Origin of the sequence: Donghicola sp. XS_ASV15 (assembly GCF_041224595.1) — a bacterium.
GTDB lineage: Bacteria > Pseudomonadota > Alphaproteobacteria > Rhodobacterales > Rhodobacteraceae > Donghicola.
The window spans coordinates 89,587-110,527 of sequence record NZ_JBGFGN010000135.1 but is presented as its reverse complement, the minus strand read 5'-3'; the positions used below and the strand labels follow the sequence as shown (position 1 = coordinate 110,527).

Annotated in this window: 23 protein-coding genes and 1 riboswitch; of the genes, 13 read left to right on the top strand and 10 right to left on the bottom strand. The window is 58.6% G+C overall.

Going from position 1 to position 20,941, the window contains the following annotated elements:
- Positions 1-161 precede the first annotated feature (161 nt).
- Positions 162-752, bottom strand: a complete 591-nt coding sequence (locus AB9K37_RS11325; RefSeq protein WP_369838574.1) for a LysE family translocator — start codon at positions 750-752, stop codon at positions 162-164.
- A 106-nt stretch (positions 753-858) separates the two neighbouring features.
- Positions 859-2,514 (bottom strand): ABC transporter permease, encoded by a 1,656-nt coding sequence (locus AB9K37_RS11320; protein ID WP_369838572.1) that lies wholly within the window; start codon positions 2,512-2,514, stop codon positions 859-861.
- Between the two features lie 90 nt (positions 2,515-2,604).
- Between AB9K37_RS11320 and AB9K37_RS11315 the strand changes: the two genes are divergently transcribed.
- On the top strand, positions 2,605-3,486 hold the full coding sequence (locus AB9K37_RS11315; protein WP_369838570.1) for a hypothetical protein: 882 nt from the start codon (positions 2,605-2,607) through the stop codon (positions 3,484-3,486).
- A gap of 59 nt (positions 3,487-3,545) precedes the next feature.
- On the opposite strand, the gene AB9K37_RS11310 is transcribed toward AB9K37_RS11315, so the two are convergent.
- Positions 3,546-3,815 (bottom strand): DUF2312 domain-containing protein, encoded by a 270-nt coding sequence (locus AB9K37_RS11310; protein WP_072706284.1) that lies wholly within the window; start codon positions 3,813-3,815, stop codon positions 3,546-3,548.
- 119 nt (positions 3,816-3,934) lie between these two features.
- Between AB9K37_RS11310 and AB9K37_RS11305 the strand changes: the two genes are divergently transcribed.
- Positions 3,935-4,150: a hypothetical protein gene (locus tag AB9K37_RS11305; RefSeq protein ID WP_293708177.1), complete on the top strand. Its 216-nt coding sequence runs from the start codon at positions 3,935-3,937 to the stop codon at positions 4,148-4,150.
- 110 nt (positions 4,151-4,260) lie between these two features.
- Here AB9K37_RS11305 and AB9K37_RS11300 read toward each other — a convergent pair whose 3' ends face one another.
- Positions 4,261-4,815 (bottom strand): TraR/DksA family transcriptional regulator, encoded by a 555-nt coding sequence (locus AB9K37_RS11300; protein ID WP_369838566.1) that lies wholly within the window; start codon positions 4,813-4,815, stop codon positions 4,261-4,263.
- A gap of 150 nt (positions 4,816-4,965) precedes the next feature.
- Here AB9K37_RS11300 and AB9K37_RS11295 point away from each other — a divergent pair, with 150 nt between their 5' ends.
- From AB9K37_RS11295 to AB9K37_RS11280, 4 genes are all read left to right on the top strand, one after another.
- Positions 4,966-5,829, top strand: a complete 864-nt coding sequence (locus AB9K37_RS11295; RefSeq protein WP_369838564.1) for an MBL fold metallo-hydrolase — start codon at positions 4,966-4,968, stop codon at positions 5,827-5,829.
- 67 nt (positions 5,830-5,896) lie between these two features.
- Positions 5,897-6,322 carry a YeeE/YedE family protein gene (locus tag AB9K37_RS11290; protein WP_369838562.1) on the top strand — a complete coding sequence of 142 codons (426 nt, stop codon included), beginning with the start codon at positions 5,897-5,899 and terminating at the stop codon, positions 6,320-6,322.
- A complete protein-coding gene (locus AB9K37_RS11285) occupies positions 6,322-6,753 on the top strand; it encodes a DUF6691 family protein (protein ID WP_369838559.1) in 432 nt (143 codons plus the stop codon). Before AB9K37_RS11290 ends, AB9K37_RS11285 begins: the two co-directional genes overlap by 1 nt.
- A gap of 9 nt (positions 6,754-6,762) precedes the next feature.
- Entirely contained in the window at positions 6,763-7,191 is a 429-nt protein-coding gene (locus AB9K37_RS11280) for a TIGR01244 family sulfur transferase (protein ID WP_369838556.1), read from the top strand.
- A 17-nt stretch (positions 7,192-7,208) separates the two neighbouring features.
- Here AB9K37_RS11280 and AB9K37_RS11275 read toward each other — a convergent pair whose 3' ends face one another.
- From AB9K37_RS11275 to AB9K37_RS11255, 5 genes are all read right to left on the bottom strand, one after another.
- Complete coding sequence (locus AB9K37_RS11275) at positions 7,209-8,150, bottom strand: FliM/FliN family flagellar motor switch protein (protein WP_369838553.1); 942 nt, start codon at positions 8,148-8,150, stop codon at positions 7,209-7,211.
- A 66-nt stretch (positions 8,151-8,216) separates the two neighbouring features.
- A complete protein-coding gene (locus AB9K37_RS11270) occupies positions 8,217-10,901 on the bottom strand; it encodes an ATP-binding protein (RefSeq protein ID WP_369838550.1) in 2,685 nt (894 codons plus the stop codon).
- Entirely contained in the window at positions 10,901-11,164 is a 264-nt protein-coding gene (locus AB9K37_RS11265) for a hypothetical protein (RefSeq protein WP_369838548.1), read from the bottom strand. The genes AB9K37_RS11270 and AB9K37_RS11265 overlap by 1 nt, the downstream gene beginning before the upstream one ends.
- Positions 11,161-11,547 carry a response regulator transcription factor gene (locus tag AB9K37_RS11260; RefSeq protein ID WP_369838545.1) on the bottom strand — a complete coding sequence of 129 codons (387 nt, stop codon included), beginning with the start codon at positions 11,545-11,547 and terminating at the stop codon, positions 11,161-11,163. The genes AB9K37_RS11265 and AB9K37_RS11260 overlap by 4 nt, the downstream gene beginning before the upstream one ends.
- Positions 11,548-11,613: 66 nt before the next feature.
- A complete protein-coding gene (locus AB9K37_RS11255; RefSeq protein ID WP_369838543.1) occupies positions 11,614-12,918 on the bottom strand; it encodes a short-chain fatty acyl-CoA regulator family protein in 1,305 nt (434 codons plus the stop codon).
- A gap of 220 nt (positions 12,919-13,138) precedes the next feature.
- Between AB9K37_RS11255 and AB9K37_RS11250 the strand changes: the two genes are divergently transcribed.
- The 5 genes from AB9K37_RS11250 (at position 13,139) to AB9K37_RS11230 (ending at position 18,371) form a co-directional block, all read left to right on the top strand.
- Positions 13,139-14,485 (top strand): substrate-binding protein, encoded by a 1,347-nt coding sequence (locus AB9K37_RS11250; protein ID WP_369838541.1) that lies wholly within the window; start codon positions 13,139-13,141, stop codon positions 14,483-14,485.
- 106 nt (positions 14,486-14,591) lie between these two features.
- Positions 14,592-15,623: a branched-chain amino acid ABC transporter permease gene (locus tag AB9K37_RS11245; protein ID WP_072706271.1), complete on the top strand. Its 1,032-nt coding sequence runs from the start codon at positions 14,592-14,594 to the stop codon at positions 15,621-15,623.
- A 3-nt stretch (positions 15,624-15,626) separates the two neighbouring features.
- Positions 15,627-16,829, top strand: coding sequence for a branched-chain amino acid ABC transporter permease (locus AB9K37_RS11240; RefSeq protein WP_369838538.1), 1,203 nt, complete (start codon positions 15,627-15,629; stop codon positions 16,827-16,829).
- A 12-nt stretch (positions 16,830-16,841) separates the two neighbouring features.
- On the top strand, positions 16,842-17,600 hold the full coding sequence (locus AB9K37_RS11235; RefSeq protein WP_072706269.1) for an ABC transporter ATP-binding protein: 759 nt from the start codon (positions 16,842-16,844) through the stop codon (positions 17,598-17,600).
- Positions 17,601-17,615: 15 nt separating this feature from the next.
- Positions 17,616-18,371 carry an ABC transporter ATP-binding protein gene (locus AB9K37_RS11230; protein WP_293708168.1) on the top strand — a complete coding sequence of 252 codons (756 nt, stop codon included), beginning with the start codon at positions 17,616-17,618 and terminating at the stop codon, positions 18,369-18,371.
- A 189-nt stretch (positions 18,372-18,560) separates the two neighbouring features.
- Here the strand turns inward: AB9K37_RS11230 and cobO are convergent, their stop codons facing one another.
- Positions 18,561-19,181 (bottom strand): cob(I)yrinic acid a,c-diamide adenosyltransferase, encoded by a 621-nt coding sequence (gene cobO / locus AB9K37_RS11225; protein WP_369838533.1) that lies wholly within the window; start codon positions 19,179-19,181, stop codon positions 18,561-18,563.
- A 37-nt stretch (positions 19,182-19,218) separates the two neighbouring features.
- Positions 19,219-19,436: riboswitch (cobalamin riboswitch) on the top strand.
- A gap of 99 nt (positions 19,437-19,535) precedes the next feature.
- On the opposite strand from cobO, the gene AB9K37_RS11220 reads away from it, so the two are divergent.
- Together AB9K37_RS11220 and cobW are read left to right on the top strand one after the other, a co-directional pair.
- Positions 19,536-19,904 (top strand): DUF1636 family protein, encoded by a 369-nt coding sequence (locus AB9K37_RS11220; RefSeq protein WP_369838530.1) that lies wholly within the window; start codon positions 19,536-19,538, stop codon positions 19,902-19,904.
- 2 nt (positions 19,905-19,906) lie between these two features.
- Positions 19,907-20,941, top strand: coding sequence for a cobalamin biosynthesis protein CobW (cobW, locus tag AB9K37_RS11215; protein WP_369838528.1), 1,035 nt, complete (start codon positions 19,907-19,909; stop codon positions 20,939-20,941).

The window sequence follows — 20,941 nt, the reverse complement described above, 5'->3', positions numbered from 1 at the left end:
TTTGTCATTTTCATGGCAACTACGAAAACAAACGCGATCACATAAGTCAAAACAGTTGTTCTGCACGCGCCATATTGAATGCTCTTCAGGGATAGTAATTTGGTCGAAACGCGACGGATTTGCGCTCGGGTGATCGCCAGCGCCTCATCGGGCGCGGCGGCTCAGAGCAACTCTGAGCCAGCCAGTAGAACCACAAGCAACATCGAGACGGCCATTGCCTTGTTGATGATCGAATGGGTGCGCGGCGATAGGTATAATTGGTGCACCTTGATCCCTACCCACAGCCAAAGCAAATGGATCGGAATCCAGATTGCATTCATGATCAGGAACTTCGCTAACATCTCGACCCAGTAGTTGGCCGGCATAAACCCGAACCCAGTGTAGAGCGCTGTGTTCACCGCATAGGCCTTGGGGTTCATGATTTGCAGCAGAATGCCGCCGGACACCCCGGGCGGCGTCGCGCGTTCGATAAAGGCCAATTTCGATCCGGCAAAGGCAATCCGAAACGCCAAATAGACCAAATAGGCAAAGGATATGGCAAAGAGAACAGTCCTGAGCTGCGGCTCAGCCAGGACCAATGCAGCCAACCCACTGACTACTGCCGCCGCCACGAGGTTCGTGCCCAGAAACAGACCAAGCACATAGCGCAGGCCCGTTCCCCTGCCAAAGCTGGCGCCAACACCGGCGGTGGACAGAACGCCCGGTCCCGGTGTGATGATCAAAAAGAAAACGGCCGCCGCAAATGTAAGCAAGAGCTTCTCCCTACGGTGTCGCACCGCGCGGCGCGAACAAACTTAGGGTCAGGCTAAGCCAAGATGGGCCAACCGCACAGAGGGTTCCGCCCCAAGTGCCGCAGGGTTATCGATTCGTCCGAGCCAGCATGGCAACCGCAATAACGCCAACAAAACTGACCATCAGCGCTGCAGGCGCCGCATCGCCCAAGTTCTCGAGACTCGCCTGATCATAGACCCGCGTCGCCAGCGTGTTGTAATTAAACGGGCGGAGCAGCAGCGTTGCCGGAAGTTCCTTGACGCAATCGACAAAGACCAAGAGCAGAGCAGAGCCGACCGACCCTCTGATCAGGGGCAAGTAGACTTCGACCAGAACACGCCCCTTGGCACGTCCAAGAGAGCGTGCGGCCATAGGAAGGCTTGGTGCAACGCGGCCCATGGCGGCATCGGCGGCACCTTGGGCAATCGCAAAGAAGCGCACGCAATATGCCACCACAAGTGCAAAAGCCGAACCGGTCAGGATGAGCCCCGCAGAGGCTCCGGTGATGGCTTCGGTAAGGTCAGCCAGTAAATGGTCAACCTTGGCCAAGGGGATCAGGATGCCGATACCCAGAACCGCGCCGGGCGCGGCATACCCAATCGTCGTGATCGGCGCGATCACTGCTGGCAATTTGCGGCCAGACAGGCGGACGCCATACACCATGAAGAGCGCCGCAATGACCGTAACCACCGCCGCGATGCCCCCCACTGTCAACGTGTTCCAGAGCGCCTTGAGCAAACCCGGAGCCCAAAACCCTTCGATATTCGATAGGGCATGATCCGCGATCACCGCTGCAGGAAGCACAAACCCGACCAAGAACGGAAACAGACAAGCCGCGCAGGCCATCCAGCCCGCAATACCGCGCAAAGGCAGCCGTTGAATGGGGCGATGCCTCTTGGACAACGCGTAGAAGCGAACCTTTTTGCGGCTCACTTTTTCGAGCGCCACCAGAAAAATCACCAGCGACAGGACAACGCAGGCAATCTGCGCCGCACCGCCGGCATTATTGCTTTCGAGCCACGTGGTGAAGATCCCTGTCGTCAGGGTCTGGACCGCAAAGTAGTCCATGGTCCCAAAGTCGTTCACGGTCTCCATCATCACAATCGCGGTGCCTGCCGCGATTGCAGGCCGCGCCAAGGGCAAGCCAATCCGGAAGAACCGCGACCATCCCCCTGCCCCAAGGGACTGCGCGACCTCGTGGCCGCAGCCCGATTGTTCGCGAAAGCCCGCACGCGCCAGCAGATACACATAGGGATACATAGACGCCGCCAAGACAGTGACCGCCGCCCATTGACTCCGGATTTCGGGGAACCAGTAATCGCGGGAGTTTTGCCATCCAAACAGGCTACGCAGAGATGTCTGAACCGGCCCCGCATATTCCAGAAAATCGACCAGAGCATACGCACCAATGTAGGCCGGGATCGCCAGAGGCAGAAGGATCAGCCACTCTAGAATTCGCACGCCCGGAAAGCTGTACCGAACAACCAGCCAAGCGGCCCCCGTCCCCGTTGCCGCAGCAACCGCACCCACAGCGAACATCATCTCTAGGGTGGTGACAAAGTACCTTGGCAAGGTCGTGGCCAAGAGGTGTGGCCAGATATTCACCGTCGGGTTCAGGGCAATCCAGACCACCGACAGGATCGGCGCCAGAACGAAAACGGCAATCGCCAGCGCACCGGACGACCATGGGTCAGGCAGGCGCAGACGATATCTTTTGGCATGGGAAACGGAAAGATCGGTCATGTGGCGTTCCTGCCCGTTTGCGGTTTAACTGTCCAGAAAAGACCATATGATAGCCAAAACAAACAAGACCACGGTTAGGGGCTTTTCAAGATGCAGATCGCTTTGCACATCGGTGCACACGGAACAGACAATGATCGCTTGATCCAATGTCTTTCTGCGAATGCCGACCGGCTCGAGATTGCAGGGATTTCGGTACCGCAGGTGAATGACTACCGCAAGCCTATGCTGGATCTGCTGACAGACCTCATGAAGGGCGAAAGCGTCAATCAACGTCTGCGGGACAAGATGCTCAAGGACATCGGCATGCGCGCCGGAACCGACCGCATTGTCCTGTCCCATGAGAACATTCTGGGTCGCGCCCATCGAATTTTTGAACGTGGCAAGCTCTATCCGATCGCTCCCAAACGTCTTGCCGATATCAATGGTTTGCTCCCGACAAACGAGCTTCAGGTCTATTTGTGCATTCGCAATCCAGTCACTTTCATTGCGGAAACCTACCGACTTTCGGGTAGCAACAGTTTCGCAGAGTTTGTTGATGGCGTAAGGCTTGCGGATGTGCGTTGGTCCGACATGATCGAGCATCTGGTCACCGCCGTGCCACAGGCTAATTTCACCGTCTGGTGCTACGAGGACCTGCCGCTTCTCTGGGGTGATCTGCTGCGCGAAATCGCGGGGGTCGAGACTGACACCCAGATGGCCGGTGAATTCGACATCCTGCGCGAGATCATGACCAAAGAAGGCTTTGCCCGTTTCAACTCTTATATCGAGACGCGTCCGCCGCAGACCGACGCGCAGCGCCAGCGGATCATCACTGCGTTTCTAGACAAGTTTGCGCGTGAAGAGGCGCTTGAGTTGGAACTCGATCTGCCCGGCTTGACCCAAGAGATCGTTGACCGCGTCACAGCAGATTACGAAGCAGACATCCCAAAGGTGGCCGAACTCCCAGGCGTCCGCCTGCTACAGCCCCTCTGACCACAAAAAAGGCGCGTGCCATGTCTGGCCGCGCCTCCTAATTTCACAGTTCTCCGGGATCAGCTCATCCCGAGAGCTTCCTTATACATCTCGAGAATCGCTTCTTCTTCGGCGATGTCATCACGGTCGCGCTTACGAAGCGAGATGATCTTGCGCATCACCTTGACGTCGTAACCGCGCCCTTTGGCCTCGGCCATGACCTCTTTTTGCTGGTCCGCAATGTCTTTCTTTTCAATCTCGAGACGTTCGAAACGTTCGACAAACTGACGCAACTCGTCCGCGGTCACACGATAGTTCGCATCTACGGCGCTTTCGGTCATATCGCTCATGGGGGTCCTCGCGTTTGTGCTGGAGCACGGGATAGACCGTGACCTGACAGGGTGCAAGGTCTTGCCGCAGGGGCCAGCATGTTTTACCGCTGCCCCGACACATTTTTTGGAGATGAACCATGAGCTGGATGATCTGGGGCGGCGCTGCCCTGTCGGTACTGGGCCTGACGGGCATTCTTTGGTCGATTGTCACGGTCTGGAAAGCCAAGCGCGCTGACCTCACCGATGAAGAACTGCGCGAGCGGATCAAGAAGGCGATGCCGATCAACATGGGCGCCCTGTTTGTGTCCGTCATCGGTCTGATGTCGGTGATCATGGGCATCTCTCTGGGCTAAGACCGACCATCACCCAAATAAAGAAAGGGCGCACCGAGAAAGGCGCGCCCTTTTGCATTTCTTCTCTACGTCACGAACGGCCGAACCCCCTCGCCCGACCGGATTTGTGGTCAGATAGGGAAGTTGTCCATTTCGGCCTCGCGGGCCTCATCTTCGAGTTCGGCCAGCATGTATTTCAGATTGGCCGACACGGTGTTGCCGTGGCTTTCCAGTTCGCTCACCAAACTCTGCAGTTCAGGCAGCATCTCGTGACGATCCTCTCCCGCTGCATTGATGCGGGCGATCAGATCAGCTTTCTTTTCATAGATGTCCATGCGCATTTCCTCCCCTAGAGCGCGTGTCCCAGCCACCGACATTGCGCAGCCCTTGCATAGGGTTGCTGTCGGGGCCTTTTCCAGCCGCGCGGCAGAGATCGTTTCGCCGCACAACATACATTGTCCATATGTGCCCGAATCAAATCGCTGCAAGGCACCGACGACTGCCGCCAGATCCTCTGCCTCTTGACTGACACACACGAGAAACTCATCCCCCACGCGCGATGCTCTATTTGCAGGCCACTCGCGCTGAGTATTAGTTTCCAATCCAGTTTCAATCGCGTCAAGCCTTGAGGTCAGCCCTTGCAAACGTTCCTGTAACTTGGCGCGATTCAGCTCATGAATGCTCATTTTTCGCACCTTTCAGAAGAGGTTTCCTCCACCCTTAACTGTATCGCTCCGCATCTATTTAAACCTTGACCCAGATCAAGGCGAAAATACTTGCATCTCATATTCATGATATTATATATGTAGCGAAACAGAACGCCCGGAGACATAGCCATGACCCCCGAAGTGACAGCCTTCTTTGACGAAGCCACCTTTACCATCTCTTATGTGGTTCGCGACCCTCAGGGCAGCGCCTGCGCCGTTGTGGATAGTGTGCTTGACTTCGATTACGCATCGGGCCGCACCGACACCCGCTCGGCCGATGCCATCGTGAAGTTCGTGCAGGACAACGATCTGACCGTTGAGTGGCTGCTCGAAAGCCACGTGCACGCTGACCACCTGTCCGCCGCGCCCTACATTCAGGAACGCGTCGGCGGTAAAATCGGCATCGGTGACAACATCACTGTGGTGCAGGACACCTTTGGCAAGGTCTTTAACGAAGGCACCGAGTTCCAGCGCGACGGCAGCCAGTTCGACAAACTCTTCAAAGAGGGCGACAGCTTCCACATCGGCCAGATGCGTGGCGACGTGCTGCACACCCCCGGCCACACCCCTGCTTGCCTGACCTACGTGATCGGCGATGCGGCCTTTGTGGGCGACACCCTGTTCATGCCCGATTTCGGCACCGCACGCTGTGACTTCCCAGGCGGCTCGTCGGAAACCCTGTATGCGTCGATCCAAAAGATCCTCACCCTGCCCGATGAAACCCGCATCTTTGTGGGCCACGACTACAAGGCACCGGGCCGCGACGAATATGCATGGGAAACCACCGTGGGTGAACAGAAGCGCCTGAACATCCACGTGGGCGAAGGCAAAGCCAAAGAGGATTTCGTCCGCATGCGCGATGAACGCGACGCGACCCTTGCGATGCCCCGCCTGATCATCCCCTCGCTTCAGGTGAACATGCGCGCGGGCAACATGCCCGAGCCTGATGAAAAGGGTGACGTGTTCCTCAAGGTACCCGTCAACAAGATTTAACCAGTGCAGCGGGGCGATTTCTTCCTCCCTTATCGCCCCGCCTGTCTAGGACATTATAGGAAACGACATGGAACAAGACTGGATCATGGGCTTGATCGGCGGACTGCTGATCGGCCTTGCCGGTGCCGTCTACCTGCTTGCGAACGGCAGGGTCATGGGCGCCAGCGGCATCATTGGTGGACTTGTGGATGGCAGCGGATGGAGCACCGCCAAAGAGCGCATTGCGTTCCTTGGGGGATTGATCCTGTTCCCTGCCGTCCTATTGCCGATCTACACAGAGGTCGACACCCACTTAACCAACAACCTTTGGGTCATCGCCGCCGCCGGTATTCTGGTGGGCGTAGGCACCCGCTTTGCCAACGGCTGCACCTCGGGCCACGGCGTTTGCGGGATCTCTCGACTGTCCCTGCGCGGCATCGTCGCGACAGTGATGTACATCCTCGCGGGCGGTCTGACCGTCGTGTTCTTCCGCCACATGCTAGGAGTGATCTGATGCGCAGTATCTTTGCACTGATTTCGGGCGCATTGTTCGGCGCTGGCCTGTTGGTTTCGGGCATGGTCGACACCACCAAGGTCCAAGGCTGGCTGGACGTCTTCGGCGATTGGGATCCGACGCTGGCCTTCGTCATGGGCGGCGCGATTGTCCCCATGGCCATCGCATGGCAACTGACCCGCGGCCGCAAACCGCTAGCGGGCGGAGAGTTCCCCCCAAAGCCCGAAGCGCGCCTTGGCCGCAATCTGGTTCTGGGCTCTGTCCTGTTCGGCGCAGGCTGGGGTTTGGCCGGTCTGTGCCCCGGCCCGTCATTGGCTTCGCTGACCTTTAACGGGATCGGGGGTCTGGTTTTTGTTGCGGCGATGGCACTTGGCATGTTTGCCGCCCCCGCCCTGCGCTCGAGACTGGACCGAGCCGTTCCGGCAGAGTAAGACATGCGGATGGATATCCGCGTTATTACACCCACTTACTCTGTCACGCCCCAGATCACACCCGCCGACATCCCCGCGATCGCGGATGCCGGCTACAAGGTTCTGATCTGCAACAGGCCTGACGCCGAGAACCCGCCCCAGCTCTGGGCCGAGGAAATTGGCAAGGCGGCGGAAGAGGCCGGTTTGGAATTCCATGTCCATCCGGTCACGCACAGCACCATGACCCCAGAGGTCATCGCCCGCCATCACGATACGCTCGCGGCCGCCCCCGGCCCCGTTCTAGCCTACTGCGCGTCCGGTACGCGGTGCTCTGTTCTGTGGAGCTTTGCAATGGCCAAGGAGATGTCGATCGAAGACATTCTCGCAGCAACAGAAAAAGCTGGCTATGCGCTCGGCCAATTGCGCCCTCAGCTCAAATTCCTAGCCGAAGAAGGCTAAGGCGCAGTGAAAAACAATTAGACGGGGGGGATGGGATCATCCTCTCCGTTTTCTATTGGGCTGATTGTTTCAGCCAGCGCGGGCAGTCCCGGGTCGGCCAAAGCTTCTAGCGGATCAGCGACCAGTTCTTCAGTCGCCGCCTTGTCCGAGACAAGGCGCACTGCCCGCATTCCGCCAAAACGCCCGACATGGCCGCCGCCCATGGCTTCGCCGCCATTTACGCGCACCTCCGCTGACTCAAGCATCTCGATCGACAGAGGAAGCACGGTCCCCACATCCCAAGCGTTGATATCCGCCAACGCCAGCCGTAACGGCCCAAGAACCACATCAAGCCGTACGGCTGCGCCGGCCACGCTCTCTGTCATTTCCTCGCGCCATCTGGCTTCGACCTCGGGGTCAGGCAGCGCATCCTCGATCACAGGACGCGTTTCCAGAAGCCACACACGCCCTGTCCGTTCCGCCGAAAGCGAGACCTGTGCTGACCAGAAATCCAGTGCACCCTCTGGCATCACACGGGCAAAGTGCTGGGGCGAAAGCAACGCACCAAAGCGCATCGGCTCGGTTCTGTCTTCGCTACGTGCTGCCATCTGATTGAGAACTTCACGCACAACCGGTTCGATCACAGCAGCATCCGTCGTGGTCGGAACGCGCGGTGTGATCGGGTGATGAGACAGGACGCCAAAGGTCAAAAGCTCGATCATGCCTGCACCAAGCTCTGGGGGAAAAATCATCGCACCCATTCGCCCCTCTGGACCGTCAAGCAGCAAAACCAAACCGCCCTCGACCATCATGCTGACCGCATCTCGGGCCGTGATCTCACCTCGGTCGGACCCAGAGACGAGCGCCGGAAAATTCAGCGCAGCGCCCATCCCCACCTCGCAGGCCCGCGCGAAATGATCCAGCGTTTCCGCTGGCTTGGGGCCGGATCGGACTTTTCGTTCCAGAGCAGTTTCGGGCATGGGGGTCCGCGTGGGTCAGGTCAGAAGGGTTTACCCGACCCTACCCTGATCATGATTACCGAAGCGTTACGAAATACGTCCCGAACGTAAGACAGTTTTCGGCAGCAGCACGCGAAACGCTGCGCCGCCTTGCCCAGGCAAATAGGAGACTGTCCCGCCGAGTCTGTTCATAATCTCTTTGCAAATCGCAAGGCCAAGCCCTGCCCCTCCCGCGGCCTGATCACTCCCGGCACGCGAGAACTTTTCGAAAATCACATCCTGAGAGGCCGCCGGAATGCCACTGCCATTGTCGATGAAATCAATAGCAATGGCCTCATCAAGGTCTCTGACCGAGATTTCAAGGCGCGGACGGTGGGTGTCGCAGTACTTCAGCGCATTCGAAATCAAGTTGATAAAGACCTGAGAGAGCCGGTCCAGATCGGTGTAGATCACCCAATCTTCGCGGACGCGCGACCGCACGATCCGGAGACGGCTATTTTCTGTACCCGCCGCAGCGACGGCCTGATTCAGAACCTCGCCAATCCGCCCCTCTTTTTCATTCAGGCTGACCTGCCCATTCTCTAGAACACTTAGATCCAGCAGATCGTCCAGCAGACGGGTCAGACGAATGGCCTCGTCATGAATAATTCCCGCGTATTTCGCCAGTGCTGCATCGTCCAGTCCGCCCTCACGCAGAATTTCAGAGAAAGCCCGAATAGAGGTCATGGGCGTCCGCAACTCGTGGCTGATTTGCGAAAGAAACGCGTCCTTCTGAACCGACATCTGCGTGAGCTTTTCGTTTGCAGCACGCAACTGCCGAGCAGTACGGATCAGCTCTGCAGACTTGGCTTCGAGCTGGTTCGAATACTCCATAATCTGTGCGGTTTCGTCCGCCACAGCCATCAGATCCTCGACCGTGACCGAAGCACGGCCCAATATCTGCCCAATCATCGCATGTGCAGTGGCTGCGCCCACGCTCCCCGCCATTTCGCGTTCCAGCCGTTGCAGGAATTCGGGCGTGGTTTCAGGCAGATAGCCCGTAATGCCTTGGCTCACCGCCTCGGTACGAAACAGGGCCTGCGCCTCTGCGGGACCAAGAATACGCTGCGCCATCACCAACAGATCCTCGGCCTCGGCCAATCCCCGCGACCATCCGCCGGGACGCGCGGAATGGTCAAAGACATTCACAAACTGCGCACCCTGAAGCCGTTCCAATGGGGTCGGAAAACTGAGCAAAGAAAAAACAAAGAAGGTGATGGTATTGAGCGACATACTCCAAACGATTGAATGGATGACCGGATCATCCGACGCGATCCCGAACAGAGCTTGGGGCCGCAGCCATGTGATACCGTAGGGCCCATTCTCCAAAAACGCCTGAGACATAAAGACTTCGGCGCCGAAGCTAGGCATGAATAGAGTATAAGCCCACAAAACAAAGCCGACCACCATTCCCAGAAGGGCGCCAACTCGGGTCGCCCCGCGCCAAAAGATGCCGCCCATCAGTGCTGGTAACGTCTGTGCAACGCCAGCGAAACTGATCAACCCGATCGAGGCCAAAGCCTCGCCACCGCCAGTCGTGTGGTGATAGAGATACCCGAGCGTCAGAACCCCCATAATTGACAGCCGACGCGACAACAGCACCACATGGCGCACATCGCCAGCCACCATTGCCGTAGATCCCTGTGCAGACAGCCAGATGGGCATCACGATATGGTTCGAAACCATCGTAGATAGCGCGATCGCAGCCACAATCACCATGGATGTCGCTGAAGAAAACCCCCCGAGGAAACTGAGCATCGCGAGCGTGTTCTTGCCCTCTGCCAATGGCAGGGTCAGAACGAAAAGGTCGGGGTTTGCTCCTGCGGGCATGTACTCAAGGCCGATCACCGCGATTGGGACGACAAACAAACTCATCAGGATCAAGTACGCGGGAAACGCCCAACTCGCTGTCGCCAGATGCCGTTCATCTTCGTTCTCGACGACCATGACCTGAAACATTCTTGGCAGGGTCAACAGCGCTGCGGCGGACAGAAACATCAGCCCCATCCAACGTCCGCTCGACACATCCCATCGGGCGATGTCTGATTGGGAAATGCGCTCCAAAACCGGGCCGACGCCACCGCCGATCCCCCAGATCACGAAAAGACCGACCGAGACCAGAGCAACGAGTTTCACCACAGCTTCGACCGCAATTGCCATAACAACGCCATCGTGACGTTCGTTGGCATCCAAATTGCGCGTCCCGAACAGAACGGTAAACAGCGCCAACCCCACAGCCAGCCACAATGACGTGGCCGATGCGCCAACGCTCTGACTCACAGCATCGCCGGCAAAGGCGTCCAGCGCCAACGTCACCGACTGCAACTGTAGGGCAATATATGGCGTGGTCCCAACCACTGCGATCACTGTCACCACAACGGCCAAGCTATTGGATTTGCCAAATCGCGAAGAAATCAGGTCAGCAATCGAGGTCACACGCTGGCTGCGCCCGATCCGCACCAGTTTCCGCAGTATGAGCCACCACCCGATCATTACGATAGACGGTCCTAGATAGATCGTCAGGAATTCGACCCCCGACCGCGCCGCATAACCAACCGCGCCATAGAAGGTCCATGCCGTACAATAGATCGACAGCGACAGTGTATAAATCAGCGGACTCTGGAGCCACTTGGACCGCCCCCGCGCAGCGGCACGATCCGCAAAGAACGCGACCATGAACAGGAAGAAAACATAGGCCAGCGATACCGAAATAAGGACGTTTACCATCCCCATCAGGGCCGCTCCTGCCAATTTTCTCGCGTCGCATTCCGCAATCGTCGCGACAGGATCGCCGTCAGCACAATCAAGGCAGCCCATGCCCCGAACAAGAAAATGAGTACGCTCGCTGTCGGCACCTGTTCGCTGGCCCCCCACATGAGGGGCAGTAAAAACAAGAAGGCCGCCAAAACCGGCGAGAGGCGCGCGCCGTCCATCAGACGGCGGCGTCTATAACGCTCTCTCTCCAGAAAGATCGGGTTTTCGGATTTCCGTGTCATCCGTGCTGTGCTTCGACACCCGATGCCAGCACGCGCACGGACTCAAGCACCTCTGCATTCGAAAACGGCTTGGTCATGAACCGAGAGACCCCGAGCGCCGCAGCTGTCTCTTTGTCTTTGGTTTGACCGCGCGCCGTCAGCATCAGCACTGGCAAATTCGCCGTCGGCGGATGGTCCCGCAACTCTCGTAGAATGTCGAAGCCACTACGCCCCGGCAACATAACATCAAGGATCACGAGATCCGGTTCTCGGGCTTTCACCTTGTCAACGGCATCGATCCCGTTGGCGTGGGTGTCCACCTCCCATCCGTCCCGCGACAGAATAAAGCTGATCGCTTCGATGATGTTTGGCTCATCTTCGATCAGCAGTACACGCTTCCCCATGCCTCACCCCCTCCCCTGGATATGGCACTTATATCCAGGGAGTATCGCGCATTGCGCAATTAAATGTCAAAACCCCTCTGCCAAAATCGACGGCTCTCTTCGGGCACCGCATGTCGCGCTTGGACAAACACGGCAACTCACACCCACCTGTTCTTGGTTGGATTCTACCGCAGGATCATCGGGGATGACCAGCATACTTGCTTCGAATCTCATGGATTTCCCGAAACTGATCTCTCCGACCGGTTGTGCAATTGAATAACTGCGGAAATGTCCAGCAGAGCGCCCCGCCTGCGCCAGATCTACCTGCATCGGCAACATAGGCTGGCTCAGCGCGCGAAACAGCGGCCAAAGCGGACAGGCCGCGCCAAAACGGGGGAGCGGAAATCCTTCAATCTGTTTTCTAAAAATCAACGTGCCAGAGGCATCGCAGACCACAAGGCCAATCGGGCCATACTCCAACTCTTTGGGTAGCGCGGCCAACCGTCTGAACAACAGTGGCAAATCTACACCCAAATGTCCGGCTAGAGCTGCGGGTTCCAAACCGTGAGATGCTAACGCCGAGCGCAGACGCGCAAGCGGAACCAAGGTTGCATCGCGCAAATACTGAATGAGGTGCCCCTCGGCCAAGGCACGCGCAGACGAAGAGCGCAACAACTCTGAACCTGCCAAGATGCTCTGCACATCTGTATCCTGTGCAGCGTTTTCCAATTCCGGAAAGTAGAAATCGAAACTGGCCAGAAACGCTTCGAGCTCTTCTTGGGGCGACGTGGTACTGGCGTCGATATCATCCACCCCATCCAGATAGCCCACCAAGGACCGCGAAGCTTCAGACAAACGCTGGCTATCCTCGTTGATGTTACGCTGAAAACGGCCCCGCCATTCCGGCTCGAGTTCCGGTGTTTCGACCAGAATCGAGGATGTCGACCGGATCGACGCCACCGCAGTCAAAATATCATGCAATGCAGCGGACAAGAACGGATCGTGGGTCAGGCGGTCGGTCAACACCTCGACCGTGCGCTCTAGTGCGGCGATGCGGCGCTGCTTTTCGACCACCAGTTCGGCCCACCCGGGGAAGCGCCCTGCAAATTCATCGACGCGTTCGATCTCGATGCGCTTGCCGCCCTCGGCGGCCGCTTCGCGCAAGCGGGCAACCAAGTGAGCCTCTGCCCCTTCGCTCAGAGCGGCGGGTTCGATTTCCAAGGCGCCGGCGATGTCCATCAAGAGTTTGCCGCCGATTCTCCGCCTATTGTGCTCGATTAGATTGAGGTAACTCGCGGAAATTCCCACTGTGCGGGCAAGATCGGCCTGCCGCATCCCCACCATGCTCCGGCGTTCGCGGATCCGACTTCCTGTCAGGGCGCTGCGCGACATGAAAATTCCCCTTACTTTTCAGTGGCATTCTGCAGTCGCAAGAAAAGATCTTTACACTGTATGCAGTTGCATTGTGTATAGCTTTACAAAATTATCATTACAAGCAACAGGCTTGTTGCGAAATTTTACAACCCTGCCTGATACTGTATTTGCACGAGAGTGCCGCTTGACTGGGGAAGAGGAGCCCCACCGAGCACCTACAAAAATTGGGAGGAAATCCATGTCGAAGATGGATGTGACACGCCGCGGCGTGCTCAAGACCGGTGCGGTTGCCGGCGGCGGCCTGATGCTGCCCACTTACCTGCGCGCAGCTGGTCACGAAGGTTTCACTAACGCACCCACAGGGTCCACCGTCACTCTGGGCTTCAACGTGCCCCAGACCGGCCCCTATGCGGACGAAGGCGCGGACGAACTGCGCGCCTACGAGCTAGCAGTCGAGCACCTGAACGGTGGCGGCGACGGCGGCATGCTGCCCACCTTCAGCTCCAAGGCGCTCGAGGGGAACGGCATTCTGGGCAAGAAGGTCGAGTACGTCACTGGCGACACCCAGACCAAATCGGACGCAGCCCGCGCATCGGCCAAGTCGATGATCGAAAAAGACGGCGCTGTCATGATCACCGGCGGATCGTCCTCGGGTGTGGCGATTGCGGTTCAGGGCCTGTGTCAGGAAGCTGGCGTCATCTTCATGGCGGGTCTGACCCACTCGAACGACACCACCGGCAAGGACAAGAAGGCGAACGGCTTCCGTCACTTCTTTAACGGCTACATGTCGGGCGCAGCTCTGGCACCGGTGCTGGCAGACGTCTACGGCAACGACCGTAAAGCCTACCACCTGACCGCAGACTACACTTGGGGCTGGACCCAGCAGGAATCGATCGCAGCCGCGACCGAGGCTCTGGGCTGGGAGACCGTGAACAACGTTCTGACCCCGCTGGCCGCGACTGACTTCTCGTCGTACATCGCACCGGTTCTGAACTCGGGTGCGGACGTGCTGGTTCTGAACCACTACGGCGGCAACATGGTGAACTCGCTGACCAACGCCGTTCAGTTCGGCCTGCGCGAAAAGACCATCAACAACAAGAACTTCGAGATCGTTGTTCCCCTGTTCTCGCGCCTGATGGCACGTGGTGCAGGCGAAAACATCAAGGGCATTCTAGGTTCGACCAACTGGCACTGGTCGCTGCAGGACGAAGGCTCCAAGGCATTCGTCAAGTCGTTCGGCACCAAGTACGGCTTCCCGCCGTCGCAGGCCGCACACACGTGCTACGTCCAGACCATCCTGTACGCAGACGCTGTCGCCCGTGCTGGCTCGTTCAACCCCTGCGCCGTTGCCGAAGCTCTCGAAGGCTTCGAATTCGACGGTCTGGGCAACGGTCCCACCCTGTACCGCGCCGAAGACCACCAGTGCTTCAAAGATGTTCTGGTTGTGCGCGGTAAAGAGAACCCGACCTCAGAGTTCGACCTTCTCGAGGTTGTTCAGGTCACGCCGCGCGCTCAGGTCGAGTACGCACCCGATCACCCGATGTTCGCGGGTGGTGCGCTGGGTACCTGTAACCCGGGCGCATAATCCCCCGCCACAATCGGTCCGGCCAGCCTGTGCGCTGGCCGGTTGATCAGCCGGTCCGACACCGCTCGGACCGGCCTAGCATCCTATTGAGAAGACGGTCGGAACCATGGACGCGATCCTACTGCAAATCCTAAACGGGCTCGACAAGGGCTCGGCCTATGCGCTGATTGCGCTAGGGCTTACGCTGATTTTCGGCACACTCGGCGTTGTGAACTTTGCCCACGGGGCGCTGTTCATGATCGGTGCCTTCTGCGCTGTGACACTCCAGCGTATCCTGAACCTAAGCTACGAAGTGGTTGACGCCACCCAGACAGACTTCCTTGGCAATCCGCTCAAGGTCAAAGTCCCCTATGTCGAGGCATGGTTCGGCCCCGAGATGGGCGGTTCGATCATCGACTGGTCCGTGCCTTTGGCAATTCTGTTCGCCATTCCGGTGATGATCTTTGTCGGTTTCGCGATGGAACGCGGCCTGATCAAGCACTTCTACAAGCGTCCCCACGCGGACCAGATCCTTGTGACCTTTGGCCTCGCTATTGTTCTGCAAGAGGTCGTCAAGTATTTCTACGGCGCGAACCCGATCCCCACCGGCGCCCCCGAGGCGTTCCGTGGTAGCTTTGATTTCGGCGTTTTGCTCGGCTTTGATCCCAACGCGATCATCTATCCTTACTGGCGTCTGATCTACTTTGGCTTTGCGGCTGTGATCATCGGCGGCGTGTTCAGCTTCTTGCAGTTCACCACGTTTGGCATGGTCGTCCGCGCAGGTATGGCAGACCGCGAAACCGTTGGCCTCTTGGGCATCAATATCGACAAGCGCTTCACCTTCATGTTCGGCCTCGCTGCGGCAGTCGCCGGTCTGGCTGGCGTGATGTACGCACCGATCAACAGCCCGAACTACCACATGGGCATGGACTTCCTCGTGCTGTCCTTCGTTGTTGTGGTTGTCGGCGGCATGGGTTCCTTGCCCGGCGCTGTGGCAGCTGGCTTCCTGCTTGGCATTCTCGAGAGCTTTGCCTCGATGAACGAGATCAAGTCCATCATTCCCGGTATCGACCAGATCATTATCTACGTCGTCGCCATCATCATTCTGCTGACCCGTCCACGGGGCCTCATGGGCCGCAAGGGCGTGATGGAGGACTAATCCATGTTTGGTCTGAACAAAAAAGACACCTCTCTTTTGCTGGTCGTCGCGGCGCTGACTCTCTTCGCGCCGTTCATCCTGAACCCTTTCCCCACCGATAGCGGTCTGGCGCAGTTCAACGCGGGCTATCCCGACCTGATGCAGCGCTTTGTGATCTTTGGCATCTTTGCTGTGGGCTTCAACATCCTGTTCGGTCTGACCGGTTACCTGTCCTTTGGCCACGCGGCATTTCTGGGTGTGGGGTCGTACTCGGCGGTCTGGATGTTCAAACTGCTGAGCATGAACGTCATCCCGGCGATCATCCTGTCGGTCATCGTGGCGGGCCTGTTCGCACTGCTCATCGGCTTTGTGTCACTGCGCCGGTCGGGCATCTACTTCTCGATCCTGACGCTGGCCTTCGCGCAGATGTCGTTCAACCTTGCCTACTCGGTTCTGACGCCCATCACCAACGGTGAAACCGGCCTGCAGCTGACCCTCGACGATCCCCGCATCTTGGGTGTGTCGGCAACCGCTGACGGCTCGATCCCCGTGACCAGCCTGTTCGGTCTGGAAATGCGCTCGACCTACGAAATGGCTGTGGGCGCATGGAACTTCCAGTTCAGCGCGGGTTACTATCTGTGTGCGATCATCATGCTGGTGTCGTTCTACATCGCGGTCCGCATCTTCCGCTCGCCCTTTGGCCTGATGCTACGCGCGGTCAAGTGTAACCAGAACCGGATGCGTTACACCGGCCTGAACACCCGTCCCTACACTCTGGCGGCCTTTGTCATCTCTGGTATGTATGCCGGTCTGGCGGGTGGCCTGATGGCCTCCATGGACCCGCTGGCTGGCGCCGAGCGTATGCAGTGGACCGCATCGGGCGAAGTTGTTCTGATGACCATCCTTGGCGGTGCAGGCACCCTGATCGGCCCCGTTCTTGGCGCAGGTTTCATCAAGTACTTCGAGAACATCTTCTCGAAAATCAACGACAACGTTCTGCACCAGTGGTTCGGCTTCTTGCCAGACGGGATCGAAGACTTCGTGGTCTTCATCATCCATCCCTTCATCGGCAAAGGCTGGCACCTGACCCTTGGCATCCTGTTCATGCTGGTCGTGATCTACCTGCCCGGCGGTCTTGTCGAAGGGGGCCAGCGGATCTCGCGCCTCTTCAAGAAGGACAAGTCCTCGGACGATGGCGCTGCCGCCAAAACCACCCCTGCGGAATAAGGAGAGCAACCAATGGGTATTCTCGAAGTCAAAGGGGTTGGGAAGCGCTTCGGCGGTCTGCAAGCCCTCGGTGATGTGAACCTCAGCGTTCAGGAAAACACCGTCCACGCCATTATCGGTCCCAACGGGGCCGGTAAATCCACCCTACTCAACTGCCTCGTGGGCAAGCTGATCCCCGACACCGGAAGCGTCATGTTCGACGGTCAATCGGTTCTGGGCCGCTCCCCCCACGAGATCAACCAGATGGGCATCAGCCGTGTTTTCCAAACACCTGAAATCTTTGCGGATTTGACGGTCTTGGAAAACGTGATGATCCCCTGCTTTGCGCGCCGTGACGGTTCGTTCCGAATGCATGCTTTTGGCTCTGTCGTGAACGAGTCCGACATGCTGCAAAAGGCAGAGACCATGCTGGACGACGTGAACATGCTGTCCAAAGCGCACCTGCACGCAGGCAGCCTGTCCCGCGGTGACAAACGCCGTCTGGAAATGGCCATGTGTCTGGTTCAGGAGCCGCGTCTACTGCTGCTGGACGAACCCACAGCAGGTATGGCCCGCGCCGACACCAACAACACCATCGATCTGCTCAAAGAGATCAAGACCAAGCGCGACATCACCATGTGTATCATCGAACACGACATGCACGTGGTCTTTAGCCTTGCCGACCGGATCACCGTTCTGGCCCAAGGCACCCCGCTGGTCGAAGACACCCCGCAGAACATCAAAGGCCACCCCAAGGTCCGCGAAGCCTACCTTGGCGAAGCGCAGGTCTAATCAGGAGATTTCCCTATGAACGTAAGACCCGATTTCTCCAAGAACTCGAACCACGCAGAAACGGCGCCCGCCTTTCTGTCGGTCTGGGACATGCACGCCTACTACGGCGAAAGCTACATCGTGCAGGGCGTCAACTTTAACGTCCACGAAGGCGAAATCCTCGCCCTTCTTGGCCGGAACGGCGCTGGCAAAACCTCGACCCTGCGCGCCATCGCACGCACAGGCAGCCCGCAGGTCACTCACGGCGAGATCTGGCTGGACCACCAGCCCCTGCACAACATGACCAGCTATGAGGCTGCAGCGGCGGGCCTCGGTCTCGTTCCCGAAGACCGCCGGATCATCCCCGGCCTCACAGTCGAGGAAAACCTGCAACTGGCCCAAATCGCCCCGCCCATCGGCTGGTCGATCGACCGCCTCTACGATCTGTTCCCCCGCCTTGGCGAGCGCCGCAAACAAGAGGGCGTGACCCTTTCAGGCGGCGAACAGCAGATGCTGGCCATTGCCCGCGCCCTAGCCCGTGACATCAAAGTGCTCCTCCTCGATGAGCCCTACGAAGGCCTCGCGCCCGTGATTGTGGACGAGATCGAGAAAACCCTGATGCACATCAAAGAACAGGGCATCACCACTGTGATCGTGGAACAGAACGCCGTCCGCGTTCTACAAATCGCCGACCGCGCGATCATCCTCGACACCGGCGGGATTGTCTATGATGGCTCTGCCGCCGAAGTTCTCGCGAACGAAGAGTTGCGCGCCGAATACCTTGCGATCTGACAGCTTCGACTGTCAGACACACAAAAGGGCCCAGCTGGGCCCTTTTTCTTTTCGCGCTGCGCACGAATGCCTTCGGCGAGGGTATTTATCGCCAAGAAAGAGCGAAGAACCCCGTACTCTTTCTTGGTCCCAATACCCCGGGGGTGAATTGGCGCGCAGCGGCAAGAGGGGGCAGCGCCCCCATTCCACTCAGAATTCGACGCCTTTCTGCCCTTTGATGCCAGACCGGAACGGATGCTTCACCAAGGTCATCTCGGTCACCAGATCTGCCGCCTCGATCAGCGGCTCTTTGGCATTCCGACCGGTCAGACACACATGGGTCATGGGCGGCTTTTCTTCTTTCAGGAAGCGCACCACCTCTTCGACGTCCAGATAATCATAGCGCAGGGCGATATTGATTTCGTCCAAAAGCACGAACTTGATCTCGGGGTTCAGGATAAGCTCTTTGGCTTTTTCCCAGCCCTTATTAGCCATCTCGATATCGCGTGATTTGTCTTGGGTCTCCCAAGTGAACCCTTCGCCCATGGCGTGGAACTGGCAGAGATCGTTGAAGTTCGCCTCGATCAAGGTCCGCTCACCGGTCTCCCATGCGCCCTTGATGAACTGGACCACCGAGCAGGGCATTCCGTGGGCGATACAGCGCAAGATCATTCCGAAACCGGACGACGATTTGCCCTTGCCCGGCCCTGTATGGACAATGATCAGGCCCTTCTCGCCCTCTTTCGTGGCCATGATTTTGTCCCGCGCCGCTTTCTTCTTGGCCATCTTGGCCGCGTGACGGGCTTCATCAGTTTGGGGCTTATCGCTCATAGGACGATCCTTACGCTTGACAAGGTGGGGTGCCTTCCCTCAGGTGGGCGGCGCTGGTTCCTGTCTATGACAGGCGAAGAGGGAATGCGCTACCGCTTTGCGACCAAAATCGCAGCCGAAACGCAGCCGCCCCCGCGACCGTGACCGGAGAGGCCCCGTTGCCACTGGCATCCATTTGCCGGGAAGGATCGGGCCAGCCGAGGACCCCCTCGGGCTCCGCAAGCCGGGAGACCTGCCAGCACGATGAAATGTACGGGCGACCGGGGTGTGTCGCGGCCGGCTTTGACAGGCGCGTACCGTCGTGCCCGATGGCCAGTGATCCCCCGTTTTCCCAGCCAGTTTAGGGAGGCACCCATGGCCGAGGTCACCTTGACCGTCTGCACCACCTGCCGCCGCATCGCGGGCGGAGAGCCCGTCGCGGACGAGCCGCGCCCCGGCGCGCGCCTGTATGACACCCTGACCCGGTCAGACCTGCCCGAGAACGTCCGCCTGAAGCCCGCCGAATGCCTGTCTGCCTGTTCGCGCGGGTGCTCGATTGCCCTGACCGGAGGCCCCGCCCGTTGGACCTATGTCTACGGCGACATGGACCCCGACACGCAGGTAGAGGAAATCCTGACCGGCGTGCGGGCATATGCCCAAACCACCGACGGGATCGTCCCTTGGCGCGAGCGCCCTCAGGCGTTCCGCAAACAATCCATCGCCCGCATTCCCCCGCAGGAGTAACCATGTCTAACCTGTCTAAAATCCCCGTGACCGTGATCACCGGCTTTCTCGGCTCTGGTAAAACCACGTTGATCCGTCACCTGATGCAGAACCCACAGGGCAAGCGTCTGGCCGTTCTGGTCAACGAATTCGGTACCGCTGGTGTGGATGGTGACATCCTGAAATCTTGCGCCGATGAAAATTGCCCCGAAAACAACATCATGGAGCTTGCGAACGGCTGCATCTGCTGCACCGTGGCCGATGACTTCATCCCGACCATCGAACGGCTGATGGCCCTGCCTGAAACGCCCGAGCACATCATCATCGAGACCTCGGGTCTGGCTCTGCCCAAGCCCCTGCTCAAAGCGTTCGACTGGCCCGCGATCAAGTCGCGCATCACCGTGGATGGCGTGATTGCCGTCGCCGATGCCGAGGCTGTCGCTGCTGGTCAATTCGCCCCCGATCTAGACGCCGTTCAAGCGCAGCGCGAGGCGGACGAGAGCCTGGATCACGAAACGCCCCTGTCTGAGGTCTTCGAGGACCAGATCAGCTGCGCCGACATCGTACTGCTGTCCAAGGCCGATCTGGCCGGTGAGGCTGGCATTGCCAAGGCCAAAGAGGTCGTTGAGGCCGAAGCCCCCCGCAAGCTGCCGATCATCGCGATCACCGATGGCGCGGTTGATCCCCGCGTGATCCTTGGCCTCGAGGCTGCGGCAGAGGACGACCTGCACAACCGTCCCTCGCACCACGACGGCCACGATGATCACGAACATGACGATTTCGACAGCGTCGTGGTCGATCTTGGCGAAGTCGAGGACGTGCAGGCGTTGCAAGATGCGATTGAGAAAATGGCAAAGGACCAGAATATCTTGCGTGTCAAAGGCTACGTCGCGGTCAAGGGCAAACCCATGCGCTATCTGGTGCAGGCGGTGGGCACGCGCATTCGTGCGCAGTACGACCAGCCTTGGGGCGACCGTCCCCGCGCGTCCTTGCTGGTGGTAATCGCTGAACACGACCACATCGACGAGACCGCGATCAAAGCGGCTTTGGGCGTCTGA

What these genes read in the sequence shown, in the direction of transcription:
- AB9K37_RS11320 (WP_369838572.1), bottom strand. Translation starts at nt 2,514, where the DNA reads ATGACCGATCTTTCCGTTTCCCATGCCAAAAGATATCGTCTGCGCCTG.
- AB9K37_RS11315 (WP_369838570.1), top strand. Translation starts at nt 2,605, where the DNA reads ATGCAGATCGCTTTGCACATCGGTGCACACGGAACAGACAATGATCGC.
- AB9K37_RS11310 (WP_072706284.1), bottom strand. Translation starts at nt 3,815, where the DNA reads ATGAGCGATATGACCGAAAGCGCCGTAGATGCGAACTATCGTGTGACC.
- AB9K37_RS11305 (WP_293708177.1), top strand. Translation starts at nt 3,935, where the DNA reads ATGAGCTGGATGATCTGGGGCGGCGCTGCCCTGTCGGTACTGGGCCTG.
- AB9K37_RS11300 (WP_369838566.1), bottom strand. Translation starts at nt 4,815, where the DNA reads ATGAGCATTCATGAGCTGAATCGCGCCAAGTTACAGGAACGTTTGCAA.
- AB9K37_RS11295 (WP_369838564.1), top strand. Translation starts at nt 4,966, where the DNA reads ATGACCCCCGAAGTGACAGCCTTCTTTGACGAAGCCACCTTTACCATC.
- AB9K37_RS11290 (WP_369838562.1), top strand. Translation starts at nt 5,897, where the DNA reads ATGGAACAAGACTGGATCATGGGCTTGATCGGCGGACTGCTGATCGGC.
- AB9K37_RS11285 (WP_369838559.1), top strand. Translation starts at nt 6,322, where the DNA reads ATGCGCAGTATCTTTGCACTGATTTCGGGCGCATTGTTCGGCGCTGGC.
- AB9K37_RS11280 (WP_369838556.1), top strand. Translation starts at nt 6,763, where the DNA reads ATGGATATCCGCGTTATTACACCCACTTACTCTGTCACGCCCCAGATC.
- AB9K37_RS11275 (WP_369838553.1), bottom strand. Translation starts at nt 8,150, where the DNA reads ATGCCCGAAACTGCTCTGGAACGAAAAGTCCGATCCGGCCCCAAGCCA.
- AB9K37_RS11270 (WP_369838550.1), bottom strand. Translation starts at nt 10,901, where the DNA reads ATGGGGATGGTAAACGTCCTTATTTCGGTATCGCTGGCCTATGTTTTC.
- AB9K37_RS11265 (WP_369838548.1), bottom strand. Translation starts at nt 11,164, where the DNA reads ATGACACGGAAATCCGAAAACCCGATCTTTCTGGAGAGAGAGCGTTAT.
- AB9K37_RS11260 (WP_369838545.1), bottom strand. Translation starts at nt 11,547, where the DNA reads ATGGGGAAGCGTGTACTGCTGATCGAAGATGAGCCAAACATCATCGAA.
- AB9K37_RS11255 (WP_369838543.1), bottom strand. Translation starts at nt 12,918, where the DNA reads ATGTCGCGCAGCGCCCTGACAGGAAGTCGGATCCGCGAACGCCGGAGC.
- AB9K37_RS11250 (WP_369838541.1), top strand. Translation starts at nt 13,139, where the DNA reads ATGTCGAAGATGGATGTGACACGCCGCGGCGTGCTCAAGACCGGTGCG.
- AB9K37_RS11245 (WP_072706271.1), top strand. Translation starts at nt 14,592, where the DNA reads ATGGACGCGATCCTACTGCAAATCCTAAACGGGCTCGACAAGGGCTCG.
- AB9K37_RS11240 (WP_369838538.1), top strand. Translation starts at nt 15,627, where the DNA reads ATGTTTGGTCTGAACAAAAAAGACACCTCTCTTTTGCTGGTCGTCGCG.
- AB9K37_RS11235 (WP_072706269.1), top strand. Translation starts at nt 16,842, where the DNA reads ATGGGTATTCTCGAAGTCAAAGGGGTTGGGAAGCGCTTCGGCGGTCTG.
- AB9K37_RS11230 (WP_293708168.1), top strand. Translation starts at nt 17,616, where the DNA reads ATGAACGTAAGACCCGATTTCTCCAAGAACTCGAACCACGCAGAAACG.
- cobO (WP_369838533.1), bottom strand. Translation starts at nt 19,181, where the DNA reads ATGAGCGATAAGCCCCAAACTGATGAAGCCCGTCACGCGGCCAAGATG.
- AB9K37_RS11220 (WP_369838530.1), top strand. Translation starts at nt 19,536, where the DNA reads ATGGCCGAGGTCACCTTGACCGTCTGCACCACCTGCCGCCGCATCGCG.
- cobW (WP_369838528.1), top strand. Translation starts at nt 19,907, where the DNA reads ATGTCTAACCTGTCTAAAATCCCCGTGACCGTGATCACCGGCTTTCTC.